Annotated in this window: 10 protein-coding genes; 7 read left to right on the forward strand and 3 right to left on the reverse strand. The window is 35.5% G+C overall.

What is annotated here, in order from left to right:
- Positions 1-47: 47 nt before the first annotated feature.
- The 7 genes from odhB (at position 48) to ACQUQZ_RS19610 (ending at position 7,472) form a co-directional block, all read left to right on the forward strand.
- A complete protein-coding gene (gene odhB / locus ACQUQZ_RS19580) occupies positions 48-1,601 on the forward strand; it encodes a 2-oxoglutarate dehydrogenase complex dihydrolipoyllysine-residue succinyltransferase (protein WP_435356777.1) in 1,554 nt (517 codons plus the stop codon).
- A 21-nt stretch (positions 1,602-1,622) separates the two neighbouring features.
- Positions 1,623-2,567 (forward strand): AAA family ATPase, encoded by a 945-nt coding sequence (locus ACQUQZ_RS19585; RefSeq protein ID WP_435356778.1) that lies wholly within the window; start codon positions 1,623-1,625, stop codon positions 2,565-2,567.
- Positions 2,564-3,022: a hypothetical protein gene (locus ACQUQZ_RS19590; RefSeq protein ID WP_435356779.1), complete on the forward strand. Its 459-nt coding sequence runs from the start codon at positions 2,564-2,566 to the stop codon at positions 3,020-3,022. The genes ACQUQZ_RS19585 and ACQUQZ_RS19590 overlap by 4 nt, the downstream gene beginning before the upstream one ends.
- A 2-nt stretch (positions 3,023-3,024) precedes the next feature.
- On the forward strand, positions 3,025-4,425 hold the full coding sequence (gene lpdA, locus ACQUQZ_RS19595; protein WP_435356780.1) for a dihydrolipoyl dehydrogenase: 1,401 nt from the start codon (positions 3,025-3,027) through the stop codon (positions 4,423-4,425).
- Positions 4,426-4,672: 247 nt separating this feature from the next.
- Complete coding sequence (locus ACQUQZ_RS19600; protein WP_435356781.1) at positions 4,673-5,389, forward strand: thioredoxin domain-containing protein; 717 nt, start codon at positions 4,673-4,675, stop codon at positions 5,387-5,389.
- A gap of 102 nt (positions 5,390-5,491) precedes the next feature.
- Positions 5,492-6,646, forward strand: a complete 1,155-nt coding sequence (locus tag ACQUQZ_RS19605) for a CaiB/BaiF CoA transferase family protein (RefSeq protein ID WP_435356782.1) — start codon at positions 5,492-5,494, stop codon at positions 6,644-6,646.
- A 277-nt stretch (positions 6,647-6,923) separates the two neighbouring features.
- A complete protein-coding gene (locus ACQUQZ_RS19610) occupies positions 6,924-7,472 on the forward strand; it encodes a fasciclin domain-containing protein (protein ID WP_435356783.1) in 549 nt (182 codons plus the stop codon).
- 141 nt (positions 7,473-7,613) lie between these two features.
- On the opposite strand, the gene ACQUQZ_RS19615 is transcribed toward ACQUQZ_RS19610, so the two are convergent.
- From ACQUQZ_RS19615 to ACQUQZ_RS19625, 3 genes are all read right to left on the reverse strand, one after another.
- Positions 7,614-8,204, reverse strand: coding sequence for a phosphatase PAP2 family protein (locus ACQUQZ_RS19615; RefSeq protein ID WP_435356784.1), 591 nt, complete (start codon positions 8,202-8,204; stop codon positions 7,614-7,616).
- Positions 8,205-8,233: 29 nt separating this feature from the next.
- On the reverse strand, positions 8,234-8,788 hold the full coding sequence (locus ACQUQZ_RS19620) for an acyl-CoA thioesterase (protein ID WP_435356785.1): 555 nt from the start codon (positions 8,786-8,788) through the stop codon (positions 8,234-8,236).
- A gap of 376 nt (positions 8,789-9,164) precedes the next feature.
- Positions 9,165-12,869: a hypothetical protein gene (locus tag ACQUQZ_RS19625; RefSeq protein WP_435356786.1), complete on the reverse strand. Its 3,705-nt coding sequence runs from the start codon at positions 12,867-12,869 to the stop codon at positions 9,165-9,167.
- Between the last annotated feature and the right edge of the window lie 460 nt (positions 12,870-13,329).

Here is a 13,329-nt window from a genome sequence, read left to right on the forward strand (position 1 = left end):
TTAAGACATATAATCAAAGAAAAAAGCAGTAGAAAAATAGAATCATCATGGCAATAGAAATGAAAGTCCCTTCGGTGGGCGAATCAGTAAGCGAAGTAACCATCGCTTCATGGACAAAAAAAGACGGTGATTTAGTTAAAATGGATGAAGTTATCTGCGAATTGGAGTCAGATAAAGCTACATTCGAACTACCCGCCGAAGCCGACGGAATTCTAAGAATAGTAGCCCCTGAAGGTACAACACTACCGATAGGAGCATTGATATGTAAAATTGAAAGCCAAAATGGGCAGTCAGCAGCCAGCACTCAGCCAACGGCTGTTGTTGAAACTCCTGCGGTTGCTGAAGCTCCAAAAGCTGAAAGTCAGCCTGTTGCAGCCGTAGCTTCAAAAGTAATTGATGTTGTTGTTCCAGCCGTTGGAGAATCAATTTCAGAAGTAACAATTGCCGCTTGGAGTAAAAAAGAGGGCGATAGCGTGAAAATGGATGAAGTCATTTGTGAATTAGAATCGGATAAAGCAACATTTGAATTGCCTTCACCAGAAAATGGTGTGCTTACTATCATTGCCCAAGCAGGACAAGTTGTGCCAATTGGTGGTGTTGTAGCTAAAATCACCGTAGGAGCATCGGCAGCAGTAAGTCAACCTGCAGTAACTCCTGCTCCAGCAGCAAGTGTAGCACCAGCAGCTTCTGATGCAAGCTACGCAGCAGGTCATCCGTCACCAGTAGCGGCTAAAGTTTTAGCTGAAAAAGGTATCGACCCAGCATCCGTTCAAGGTACAGGCATTGGCGGACGTATCACGAAAGATGATGCAGTAAAAGCTGAAAAACCAGCAGCAACTCCTGCTCCACAAGTAGCAAAACCAGTGGTAACTCCTGCTGTTGCACCAGCTACACAAGGAGGAAGAGCATCACGTCGTGAGAAAATGACTTCCTTGCGTAAAACTATTGCAAAACGTTTGGTTGCGGTTAAGCAAGAAACAGCCATGTTGACAACATTCAACGAGGTTGATATGAAGCCAATCATGGATTTGAGAGCAAAATATAAAGATAAGTTCAAAGAAGTGCATGGTGTAGGTTTAGGCTTTATGTCATTCTTTACAAAAGCTTGTGCAATTGCCTTACAAGACTTCCCGGTAGTAAATGCCTATATTGATGGTGATGAAATTGTTTATAACGATTACTCAGACATTGCCATTGCCGTTTCGGCTCCACGTGGGTTGGTTGTACCAGTGATTCGTAGTGCAGAAAAAATGAATTTTGCTCAAATTGAAGCAGAAGTAGTTCGTTTGGCAGGAAAAGCGAGAGAAAATAAGCTAACAATTGAAGAAATGACAGGCGGAACTTTCACCATCACAAATGGTGGTATCTTCGGCTCGATGCTTTCTACGCCAATTATTAATGCTCCACAATCTGCTATCTTGGGAATGCACAATATCGTTGAGCGTGCAGTAGTAGTCAATGGTGAAATCGTTGTTCGCCCGATAATGTATGTAGCTTTAAGCTATGACCACCGTACGATTGATGGCAAAGACTCTGTTAGTTTCTTAGTAAGAGTAAAACAACTCTTAGAAGATCCTACGAGAATGTTGTTGGGGGTTTAAATAATTAAATTAAAGAAGTAAATGATAAAAAACATCTCCATTGAAAATTTTAAGTCTATCAAGAACCTTAATTTTGAGGCTCGTAGAGTTAATATTTTCATTGGAGAACCTAATACTGGAAAATCGAATGTTTTGGAGGCGTTAGCATTGTTTTCCTTATCACACAATTTTGACTTTGTTAATCAAAAAATTAGACTTGAAGATTTTGTTAGATTTAAAGATACTATCAATCTTTTTCACAGAAATAATATTAATAAATCTATAGTTGTAAAGGCTGATAATCAGACTTTAATAGCTGATAAAGGAATAATAAATGAATATGATTCCTTCGGAAACAATAATTGGAAGGAATCATTTTTCAAAGAAAATAGAAATTATTTTAAATATTATAGATTTAAGGTATTATCAAGCTATCAAGATGAGTTTTTAGATTATCTTTTACCTCCGTTTGGCAATAATCTTTATATACAAATACTTACAAATCAGGCATTAAGGGAAATAGTTGCCGCTATTTTGAAAGATAAAGGCTTTCGTCTAAATTTAGAAACAAAAGGCAGTAATGTTAATGTCTCAGAAGAAATTGATGATGTAATTTATACATATCCTTTTGATAGTCTATCCGATACCCTCCAAAGAGTAATATTTTATTTAGCAGCAATGCTTTCTAATAAAAACTCTGCTTTGATTTTTGAAGAACCCGAATCTCATATTTTCCCTTTTTATAATCAATATTTAGCCGAAACTATCGGTTTAGATGAAGAATCAGGGAATCAGTATTTTATAGCAACACATAACCCTTACTTCTTGGGGTCGATTGCTCAAAAAACAAAAATTGAAGACTTGGCGGTGTTTATTACTTACATGGAAAACCATGAAACAAAACTTCGCCAACTACGAGAAGACGAATATCCAGAATTATTTGATTTTGATATTTTCTATAATTTAGACCAATTCATTGAAGTATGAAAATACATTTGGAGTGTTTGCCAGATGAAACTTTAGCATTGGCATTAGGTATTAGTAAGAAAAATATCAAACATCATGCAGGAAATGGTCGAGTTTGTGCAGCTTTAGAGAAATTGGAAGGTAAAATCGGTTTCATAGACGAAGAACCAGGCAAACCACAAGCTAGCCATAAGTTTTTGAAAGAACTTATTTTTATTGAAGAACAACACGGAGTTAGGATATTAAAAGATAACAAAAGAGGTCATACAATTTTAATTGTTTGCCCCGAATTAGAAGGCTGGATTGTAAATATATGTTCGGAAAAGGATTTAGTAAAATTTGGATTTCCAACAAAAGCGAATCAAATTCATCGAATAATTACCTCTCGCTTAACTCAATTCAGCAAATTAGTACAGCACCTTGAAGCACAAGAAAATAAAGCAATTCTGCATCTTAAAAAATTATTGAATTCTTAAATATGCAATACAACGTAGTAGTTATCGGCTCAGGCCCAGGAGGATATGTGGCGGCAATTCGTTCGGCACAATTAGGCAAAAAAGTTGCCATTATCGAAAAATATAGCGTTTTGGGTGGCACTTGCCTTAATGTGGGTTGTATCCCATCAAAAGCTTTATTGGATTCTTCTGAGCATTTTTACAATGCAGCTCATCATTTTGCTGGACATGGCATCGAAATACCTGCTCCAGTAGCAAATCTTTCTACCATGATTGGTCGCAAAAATGGTGTAGTTGAGAAAATGAACACAGGTATCAATTTCTTGATGAAGAAAAATAAGATTACGGTTTATAATGGACTTGGCTCATTTGTAGATAAAAACACCATCAAAATTGCAAAAAATGATGGTTCGACTGAAAATATAAGCACTGAAAAAGTAATTATCGCAACGGGTTCAAAACCAACGATTTTACCTTTCATGAATTACGATAAAAAACGAATTATTACCAGTACAGAAGCTTTGAATTTGCCCGAAATTCCAAAACATTTAATTGTGATTGGTGCCGGTGTCATTGGTGCAGAATTAGGTTCGGTTTATGCACGTCTGGGTGCAAAAGTAACATTCGTAGAATTTGCCGATGCAATGATTCCAACTATGGATAAAACGATGGGCAAAGAATTGCAAAAATCAGTTAAAAAACTCGGTGCAGATTTCTTTTTCAATACCAAAGTAACGAAAATCGAAAACTCGGGTGAAGAAGTAACGGTAACTGCCGATGGTGCTGATGGTAAATCTGTTGAAATCAAAGGTGACTATTGTTTAGTTTGTATTGGTCGCCGTGCATATATTGATGGTTTGAATTTAGAGGCCGTTGGAGTAGCAACTGATAGAGGAAAAGTTGTTGTTGATGAACATACACTTGAAACAAATGTCAAAGGTATTTATGCCATCGGAGATGTAATTCGTGGTGCAATGCTTGCTCATAAAGCCGAAGAAGAAGGTGTTTTTGTAGCTGAAGTAATGGCGGGACAAAAACCACACATCAATTATAACTTGATTCCTGGTGTTGTTTATACATGGCCCGAAGTTGCTTCAGTGGGAGCAACAGAAGAAGAATTAAAAGCAAAAGGTGTTGCCTATAAAGCAGGTCAATTCCCATTCAAAGCTCTTGGACGTGCTACTGCCAGTGGAGATACTGATGGATTAGTGAAAATTTTGGCTGATAAAGAAACCGATGAAGTATTGGGCGTACATATAATCGGAGCAAGAGCTGCTGATATGATTGCTGAAGCGGTAGTGGCGATGGAATTTAGAGCAAGTGCAGAAGACATTGCACGTATTTCACATGCTCATCCAACGTACACTGAAGCGGTGAAGGAGGCAGCTTTGGCAGCAACAGCCAATCGTGCTATCCATTCATAAGACAATTTTCTAAATTGCAATGTTTTGTATTTCAATACTTCCGTTTAGAATAAATATAGTATAAAATTCGTTAGAAAGCCATCCATCAACCAAATGGATGGCTTTTTATTTTGGCTTGAAAATTGCTAAATTTTAAATAAATTAATATTAATGATAGCGTTATTTATAGCATAAATTACTAATTATCAATAGTTTAAATTATTACAGAATAATTCTTAATTCTACATTTTTCATTCTTAATTTCCCTATGAAACACGGCTTCTTCATTTTATTCTTATTTTTAACTTCAAATGTTTTTTCACAAAACAAAGACGCATTTTTATTATCAATTAATGATTTTGATATTAAACTGAAAGAAAAAGCAGGGGTTGCTCAATTAGTGGATGTTCGAACTACCGAAGAATACCTGCGTGGGCATCTAAAAAGAGCTTCAAATCTGAACTTTAATGATGACAATTTTGAGGATTTAGTAAAAACAAAATTAGATAAAACACGTCCTGTATTTGTCTATTGTTTTTCGGGAAGGAGAAGCTCTGATGCGGCGGTATTTTTACGAGATTTGGGCTTTAATGAGGTATATGATATGGCGGGAGGATTTGCAAAATGGACTTCTTCAAGCAAACCTTATGTTTCAGATAATATCACTACGCAACCAATTGCCGCTTTTACGATGGAAAATCTTGAACGAATTCTGAAAACAAATGACCTTGTTTTGATAGATTTTTATGCGGATTGGTGTGCTCCATGTAAAAAAATGGCACCTATTTTGAATAAAATTGCCGATGAAAACAAAGAGATTAAACTCTTAAAAATAGATGCTGAAAAAAGTGACAATATTGCATTAGTCTATAAAGTAGAAGAGATTCCGACGTATGTAATCCTCAAAAAAGGACAACAAGTTTGGCGTGGCGTTGGCGAAATGGACGAAGCAGAAATTACAGAAGTGATCAAGAAAATGAAATAAATAAGTTCATTTTACCATTAAAAAGCCTTTGATAGCTGACACTTTCAAAGGCTTTTTTGTTTTTCCAGCCAAAGGAATTATATTTCGTCCAAAAACAAAAAAATGCCAAATCGAAAACCTACTCAAGGGCCACTACAAGGAATACGAATCTTAGACCTAACACGTTTACTACCAGGCCCGCTCGGAACGATGCTCATGGCCGATATGGGTGCAGAGGTCATAAAAATTGAAGACCCCAAACAACCCGATTACGTGCGAAATTTTCCGCCCTATCAAAATGGCATTTCGATGAATTATTTGGCGTTTAATCGTTCTAAACTAAGTATTGCTCTTGATTTTACAAGCGACGAAGGGAGAAAGCAGTTTTTGGAATTAATCAAAACTGCTGATGTAGTCGTCGAGCAATTTCGCCCAAAATTCTTGGATAAATTTGGTATTGGTTATGAAGATGCAAAAAAAATCAATGATAAAATCATATATGTGAGTATTACAGGTTATGGTCAAACGGGGCCTTATGCTCATTTAGCAGGACACGATATCAACTATACTTCCGTGGCTGGTGTATTAGGTGTTACAGGTAAATCCGATGAACCTATTGTAACAGGCGTACAGCTTGCCGATATTTCGGGTGGTTCTTATATGTGTGTAATTGCCACATTATCAGCTATCTATGCACGTTCTCAAACAGGCAAAGGGCAGCAAGTTGATGTTGCAATGACAGATGCTGTGATGCCATTATTAACAGCTATTTACCAACCAAATACGAGTAATCAACTCTTATCTTGGCAAAATGCACGGGGTAATTTTGCATTGTCGGGCGGTTTACCAAACTATGGGGTTTATCAAACTTCCGATCAAAAATTTATTGCTTTAGGAACACTTGAGCCAAAATTTTGGCAGAAATTCTGTACACTTGTTGGAAAACCAGATTGGATGATGTTTATCATTCCTGAAAATGAAGAAAAGGCAAATGAATATAAAAATCAAATCTCAGAACTAATCGCTTTGCAAACAAGAGATTATTGGGTAAATTTAGGTACTAAAAATGATATTTTAATTACTGCTGTTTATGAATTAGACGAACTACACAACGATCCACAGCTACAAGCCAGAGAAATGATTTTGGAAGAAGAACATCCGCTTGTAGGCAAGTATAAAAGCATTGGTATCCCTCTTAAGTTTTCGGAAACTCCTGCCAAACCTTCATGGGTTGCTCCCGAATTGGGAGAAGATACAAGAGATATTTTAGGGTTATAGCTTATATATCCTAAGCCTTTTAAGCTTGTCTATTGCTACTAATTTAGTCACTTCTCAAAAAGGCATATCTTAAAAAAAGGGGATTTGGTCAAAATCCCTTACGCTTCATCAAATAAAAATTATTCGTTTTAAACCACTGATTATCAGTTATTTGAAAATTTATTTAAAAAAAATAAATCCAAGATTAACTGTGTGCCGTTTGTTAAGTCATAATCAGCAATAATAAAAACCAAATAATTTTAAACAAAACGATGCGGCGTTCCGCAACAAATCAACAATGAAAAAATTAGCAGTAGTTCTCGGTTTAGCTCTTATCTCGGTAAGCTCTTTTGCACAAATGGAAACCACAGTAATGGTAGGTGGTGCAGCTATGTATCCTTCAAAAAACATCATTGAAAATGCAGTAAATTCTAAAGACCATACCACTTTAGTAGCGGCAGTAAAAGCAGCAGGCTTAGTAGAAACACTTATGGGAGCTGGACCATTTACAGTTTTTGCTCCAACCAACGCAGCTTTTGCAAAATTGCCTGCTGGAACGGTTGAAACTTTAGTAAAACCAGAAAACAAAGGGACTTTGACTACTATTCTTACTTACCACGTAGTAGCAGGAAAATTAAATGCAAAAGACTTAGCTGCTAAGATTAAAGCAGGTAATGGTTCTGCAACTTTGACAACTGTTCAAGGCGGAACATTGAAGGTTTCGATGAAAGGTAAAAATGTTATTTTGACAGATGAAAAAGGTGGAATGTCAAAAGTAACAATCGCCGATGTAAACCAAAGTAATGGTGTTATCCACGTAATTGATACTGTTGTTTTGCCTAAATAATTAGGAATATAGCTTTAAATTTCACACCTCAATATGATTAAAAGTCGAGCTACACAAATTGTGTGGCTCGACTTTTTTTAAGTCATTAGATGATCAACAAATAAACCTATTTCTTAAAACCTATCTCCTATTACCCAAAATCTATCTCCTCTTTTGCAACCAACGATTAGCTTTATGACTCAACCATGCCGAACCAGCTCCAATGACAGCCCCTGCCAAAACATCACTTGGATAATGTACTCCCAGATGTAAGCGAGAATACGCAACAGTGCTTGCCCAAGTATAAGCTGGTACTGCTACATACCATTTAGGAAAAGCCAAAGTCAAGGATGTTGCAGTAGAAAACGCCGCAGTTGTATGGCCAGAGGGAAATGAACCGTTGGTTTCAATTATGACAGGTTGAATAAAAGAATAGTTGATTGCAGGTCTTTCACGATCAATGATTTTTTTTAAAACATAGGTTGTACCCATCGAAATAGTCAATGAAGCCAGTGTCACAAGTCCTTTTTTTTGTAGTACTTTGTCGTGCTTGATTAAACCTACTCCGAGTAATCCAATTGGAGTAGCTAAACTAATTGGGTACACCGATTCACTGATGAAATTGAACGGTTTATCAAGATTTTGATTCCGATTGACATGGATTTTTTTTAATAGGTCAATGTCTGCATTTTGAGCTGAAAGACTTAAATTTAATAGTAAAACAGTCAAAAATGTAAAAGTTATTTTTATCATATCAATTATTCTTTATCCGTTTTCCAATACTATTCCTCAATTGAATAGATAACTCGCTCATTATCAAGCAGATGTACATTTTCATTCACGTGCATACTTGACTTTTCATTGTCGAAATCATCTTTGTAGGCGTCTTTTAATTGTTTGCGTTTGATAGCTTCAAGAAAACGGCGAATATCATCTTTATTTTCTAAGATTAATATGGGAACTTCGGTAGGTTTGCCACTATCATCTTTGGCTACCATCGTAAAATAGGAAGTATTCGTATGCTTTTGTTCACCTGTTTTTACATTCTCTGATACAACCCTGATACCAATTACCATCGAACTTCTCCCAACATAATTTACCGACGCATGAAGTGAAAGCAACTCTCCTACTTCAATAGGTTGTAAAAAATTTACACCATCGACCGACACTGTAACAACATAGGCTCCTGCATGTTTTGAGGCACAAGCATAGGCTACTTTATCCATCAGTGATAATAAAATGCCTCCGTGAATCTTTCCACCAAAATTGGCATACGAAGGAATCATTAACTCTGTAATAGTTGTACGGGAATAATTGACTGATTTTGATTTTTGCATATAGCTCAACTGTTTTTTAAACTAATCACAATGATACACATTTTTTCTTTATATGTATTTTTGTTTAGATATATTTCAGTGAAGTAATGAATTTTCAACTAACAAAAAACGCCACCGCAATCTTGTGCAGTGGCGTTTAAAAATAAACCCTAACCCATAAAAATCAATATATTAATAACTATTGATATTGCATTATTTTAATAATTACTATTGCAATTTCCGTGCCGTTGTTTGCTAAAAAAAACTTTTTTATGTAAAAAAAAACAGAAAAAAAAACAGCATCAATTAACTAATTATAAGCAAATTAAATCAATTATGAGACTATTATTTCAAACAGAATTTATTTAAATTACCCATAACTAATCGAACTTACCATTTACTTATTTTGTACTTTTTCAAGATTTTTCATTTTAGCTTCTAATGCTTCAATCTTCTTATTAGCCTCAATCATATAGAGTGTCAACTCTTCCAACTTTTCCATTAACTTGGCACTCGTTTCCATTACATCCATTCCATTTTTAGCCATTTCTTCAGCCGATGGAACATTTGGTAAGTGTTGGTGATAGTTGATAAATTTCTCTACATCATTTAAAGGCATCAATTGATAACCCTTTTTGAAAACATAATCAGCCCAACGATCAGAATTAGCAACAGCTACTCTCACTCTTTCTGTCAATATTCCACCTTTTACAAAGAGTTGAAAACCATCAGGAAACGAATTAATACCTGTACCGATGACGACTTTACCGTTATTAGTATTATGAAGTCTTCCATCAACTATATTCCAACCAACTGGTGTATTTGTACCTGAAACTGCTGCACCTACGGCATCATTTACTAAAATTACATTTCCAAAATCATCAACCGAAAGCACTTTTCCATAACTATTACCCGGTGTTGAAGCAGCTTTGAGGTTAACTAATTGCAAGCCACTTTTGCCATCGGTATTGCTCAAGATAGAAATCCCATGAGTGCTGGTATTAAAAATGCCACCTGCATTATTGGATTTCCAAAGTTCAGTATTTACTACTGGGGTTGTTGCTGAAGGCGTATTTACTAATATTACATTTCCTTGGGTATCAACCGAAAGTACTTTTTGCGTAGTAACTGTAGGAGTAAGATTACTGTTGAGTTTCGATAATACAAAGCCATTATTAATATAGACAGTACCAGCATTACTATTGGCAATGTTATTACCATTGATACTCCAAGACGAAGGCACTACAGGTGCAGGTGCTACTGATGTTCCAACCGAATCTTTCACTAAAATCAAATTTCCATTGTCATCAACTGAAAGCACTTTTCCTGAAGATTTTAAAGCAGGAGAAGATTGTTTAAATTGGCGTAAAACAACACCTCCATTGGCTTCAAAATTGCCCGATTCAACTGTAAGTCCATTTTTAGATGATAAACCATTCATTACAAAAATTCTTCCTGAATTCGAATTACTTATATCATTTCCATTGGCTACCCATGGAGAACTAACAGTTGGGGTATTGACAACAACATTTCCCAGAATTACATTACCGGCATTATCAACTGTCAAGAATTTTTGTGCATTAACAGATGTAGCTGTTTCACTGGTAATTTGCGGTAAAGTAAGACCATTTTTGATTGAAACTCGACCAGTGTTATTATTAAATATGGTATTATCTGACAAAGTCCAAGGAGAAGGACTAACTGGAATCGGATTAGTAACATTTGTTGCCACAGAATCTCTTACTAAGATTATGGCTCCATTTTCATCAACCGAAAGCACTTTCCCCGAAGATTTTGAAGCTGGAGATGATTGTTTTAATTGATGTAAAACAATGCTTCCATTCGCTTCTAAGTTACCCGATTCAACGATAAGGCCATTCTTAGTTGATAACCCATTTCCAATATGAACTCTCCCAGAGTTTGAATTGCTTAAATCATTACCATTAATAGCCCATGGAGAAGTTACTGTTGGAGAACTAACAACATTTCCCAAGATTACATTACCGGCATTATCAACTGTCAAGAATTTTTGTGCATTAACAGATGTAGCTGTTTCACTGGTAATTTGTGGTAAAGTAAGACCATTTTTGATTGAAACTCGACCAGTGTTATTATTAAATATGGTATTATCTGACAAAGTCCAAGGAGAAGGACTGACTGGAATTGGATTAGCAGAACTTGTCCCAACTGAATCTCTAACCAAAATAACATTTCCATTATCATCAACTGAAAGTACTTTCCCAGAAGGTTTTTGAGCAAGATTGGTTGCTTTTAATTGCGTAAATTGCAAACCACTTTTATTTTCAATCGCACTATTAACTTCCAAAATACCTGACTCTAAATAAATTCCTTTTTTGGCTCGAAGCCCATTATTAACATAAACAGTTCCTGCATTGGCATTGCTAATATTATCGCCGGAAGCAGTCCACTGTGAAACGTATGTGACAAGATTATTTACTGGCGTATTCGCTAACAAAACTTTGCCATCACTATCAACGGTCAAGAATTTTTGAGCTGTCACTGTTGTAGGGCTATCACTATTCAGTTTCGATAAAATCAAACCATTATTGATATAAACATTACCTGTATTGCTATTTGCAATGTTAACTCCGCTGATATTCCATGCAGCTGGGGTACTGACCGGAATTGTTGAATTAGTTCCAACAGAGTCACGAACTAAAATCAAGTTTCCAGTATCATCAACCGAAAGCACCTTTCCATAAGGATTAAATGCCTTGTTTGATGCCTTAATATTACTTAGTTGTATTCCTCCATTGAGTATTAATTTACCATTATTACTATTGGATAAACTATTGGCGTTTAAAATCCAATGGTTTGGTGTTGCTGCCCCAACTGAATCTCTTGCCAATACTATGAATCCATTATCATCTACAGTAAGTACTTTTGAGTTTGACGGAATGGCAGGAGAAATGGTACGTAAAGTTTTGAAACGAATGTTACTTAATATGACATCACCTGTATTACTATTTTCAATCGAACTTCCTTTTAATGCCCAATAACTTGGAGGAATACTGACTGGAACTGATGAACCCAGCCCAACCGAATCTCGAACCAATATCACTCTTCCTTTATCATCTACCGATAATACTTTTTGTGTAGGTCTGCCTGCTGGTGAATTATTGGTCAATTGCTTAAATTCTAATCCACTTATATTAATCAACTTACTATCAATTGATAAAGCACTTTCTGGTTGTTTAGTATTAATCCCAACTTTTCCTGTCTCAAAATCACCAAAGATAAGAGGCATTGTAGAGAAATTATTATCAATATAGAGCTTATTACTTCCAACTTCATTCACCCCCGCCTTATAACCAAGAAAAACATTACCATCACCCAAAGCCCTCAATCCAGCTTGTGTTCCAATGGCAATATTTTGAGAACCAGTAACATTATTATACAAAGTGTTTGAGCCAAGAGTTACATTATCACTACCTGTTTTACTACTTGGCAATGACTGATAACCGATGGCAACATTGTTTAGACCCAAATTAGCTTCAAAAAGAGCATACGCACCAAGAGCAACTGAATTAAATCCGTGACTTCGATAACCTGCTCGATAACCAAAATAAGTATTCCCAAAACGATAATCAATAATCCCTGAACGATAATTATTTACTTTAAAAACCAGGGATGTTGTATCTAAAGTACCTAAAAAATTAATATCAGAACTTAGTCCAGTATTACCATTCACATTCCAACTATTTTCAGAACTGCTCCCTGATGTTGCTACAGGATTCGCTGCTGTGATTGCTGCCCCATCTGCACTTCGAGCATAAAGGCCTTTCCAGCTTGTACCATCAAAAAAGTAAAAACCTGAGAAGAAATCTGTTTGATAAACCATCAAACCATTGGCTGGAGACTTAATATTCCCTCGCTGAGCTAAGGTCATACGCGGTATTAAAAGTCCCTTCGAATTAGACGTTAGGTCTAATATCGCGGAAATATCGGGTTTTGTTGTTCCGATACCCACGTTTTCTGTCCCCGCCGTTTGTGCCATTGAGATAAAGGCATTCAAAAACACCAGCATGAACCCTCCGACTCTAAGACGGAGATTCTTAAAAGGTAAAATTATTCCAGACATTTTGTAAGAGTTAATGGTAAGCTAACTTACTTTTTTTTTGGGTAAATCGGCTCTATTACACCGTTTGCAAAAAAGTAAATTCAAATAGTATGCCAAAAATTTATAATGCTAAACAATTATATAATTTAGGGCTTTAAAATAATACCTAATTATTTTAAATAAAACACAAAGCATTGATAATCAAATATTTACAACATTGTAAATATTAATATCTAATGATTTTTTTTTTAAATATACTATTGATTAATAGTGATTTATAACTATGTAGCTTTTACTGATGATAAAAAGTATTAAAATTTACTTGATAGGAAGAATCTAAGGCAATACAAAATAATAATATACAAAAAAATATAAAAATAATCATATCTTAGAATATAATTTTGATAAAATCGTATTTTGCAAAACAATATTAGTAAGGAATAACGATGAAAGTTTGGGAGAAATAAAGAAAACTAATTAC

Source organism: Emticicia sp. SJ17W-69, assembly GCF_051209875.1.
In the GTDB taxonomy this organism is placed as follows: domain Bacteria; phylum Bacteroidota; class Bacteroidia; order Cytophagales; family Spirosomataceae; genus Emticicia.

Excerpts from the sequence above, each read along its gene's own strand:
- ACQUQZ_RS19600 (WP_435356781.1), top strand. The coding sequence starts at position 4,673 with ATGAAACACGGCTTCTTCATTTTATTCTTATTTTTAACTTCAAATGTT.
- ACQUQZ_RS19625 (WP_435356786.1), bottom strand. The coding sequence starts at position 12,869 with ATGTCTGGAATAATTTTACCTTTTAAGAATCTCCGTCTTAGAGTCGGA.
- ACQUQZ_RS19615 (WP_435356784.1), bottom strand. The coding sequence starts at position 8,204 with ATGATAAAAATAACTTTTACATTTTTGACTGTTTTACTATTAAATTTA.
- odhB (WP_435356777.1), top strand. The coding sequence starts at position 48 with ATGGCAATAGAAATGAAAGTCCCTTCGGTGGGCGAATCAGTAAGCGAA.
- ACQUQZ_RS19620 (WP_435356785.1), bottom strand. The coding sequence starts at position 8,788 with ATGCAAAAATCAAAATCAGTCAATTATTCCCGTACAACTATTACAGAG.
- ACQUQZ_RS19590 (WP_435356779.1), top strand. The coding sequence starts at position 2,564 with ATGAAAATACATTTGGAGTGTTTGCCAGATGAAACTTTAGCATTGGCA.
- ACQUQZ_RS19605 (WP_435356782.1), top strand. The coding sequence starts at position 5,492 with ATGCCAAATCGAAAACCTACTCAAGGGCCACTACAAGGAATACGAATC.
- ACQUQZ_RS19585 (WP_435356778.1), top strand. The coding sequence starts at position 1,623 with ATGATAAAAAACATCTCCATTGAAAATTTTAAGTCTATCAAGAACCTT.
- ACQUQZ_RS19610 (WP_435356783.1), top strand. The coding sequence starts at position 6,924 with ATGAAAAAATTAGCAGTAGTTCTCGGTTTAGCTCTTATCTCGGTAAGC.
- lpdA (WP_435356780.1), top strand. The coding sequence starts at position 3,025 with ATGCAATACAACGTAGTAGTTATCGGCTCAGGCCCAGGAGGATATGTG.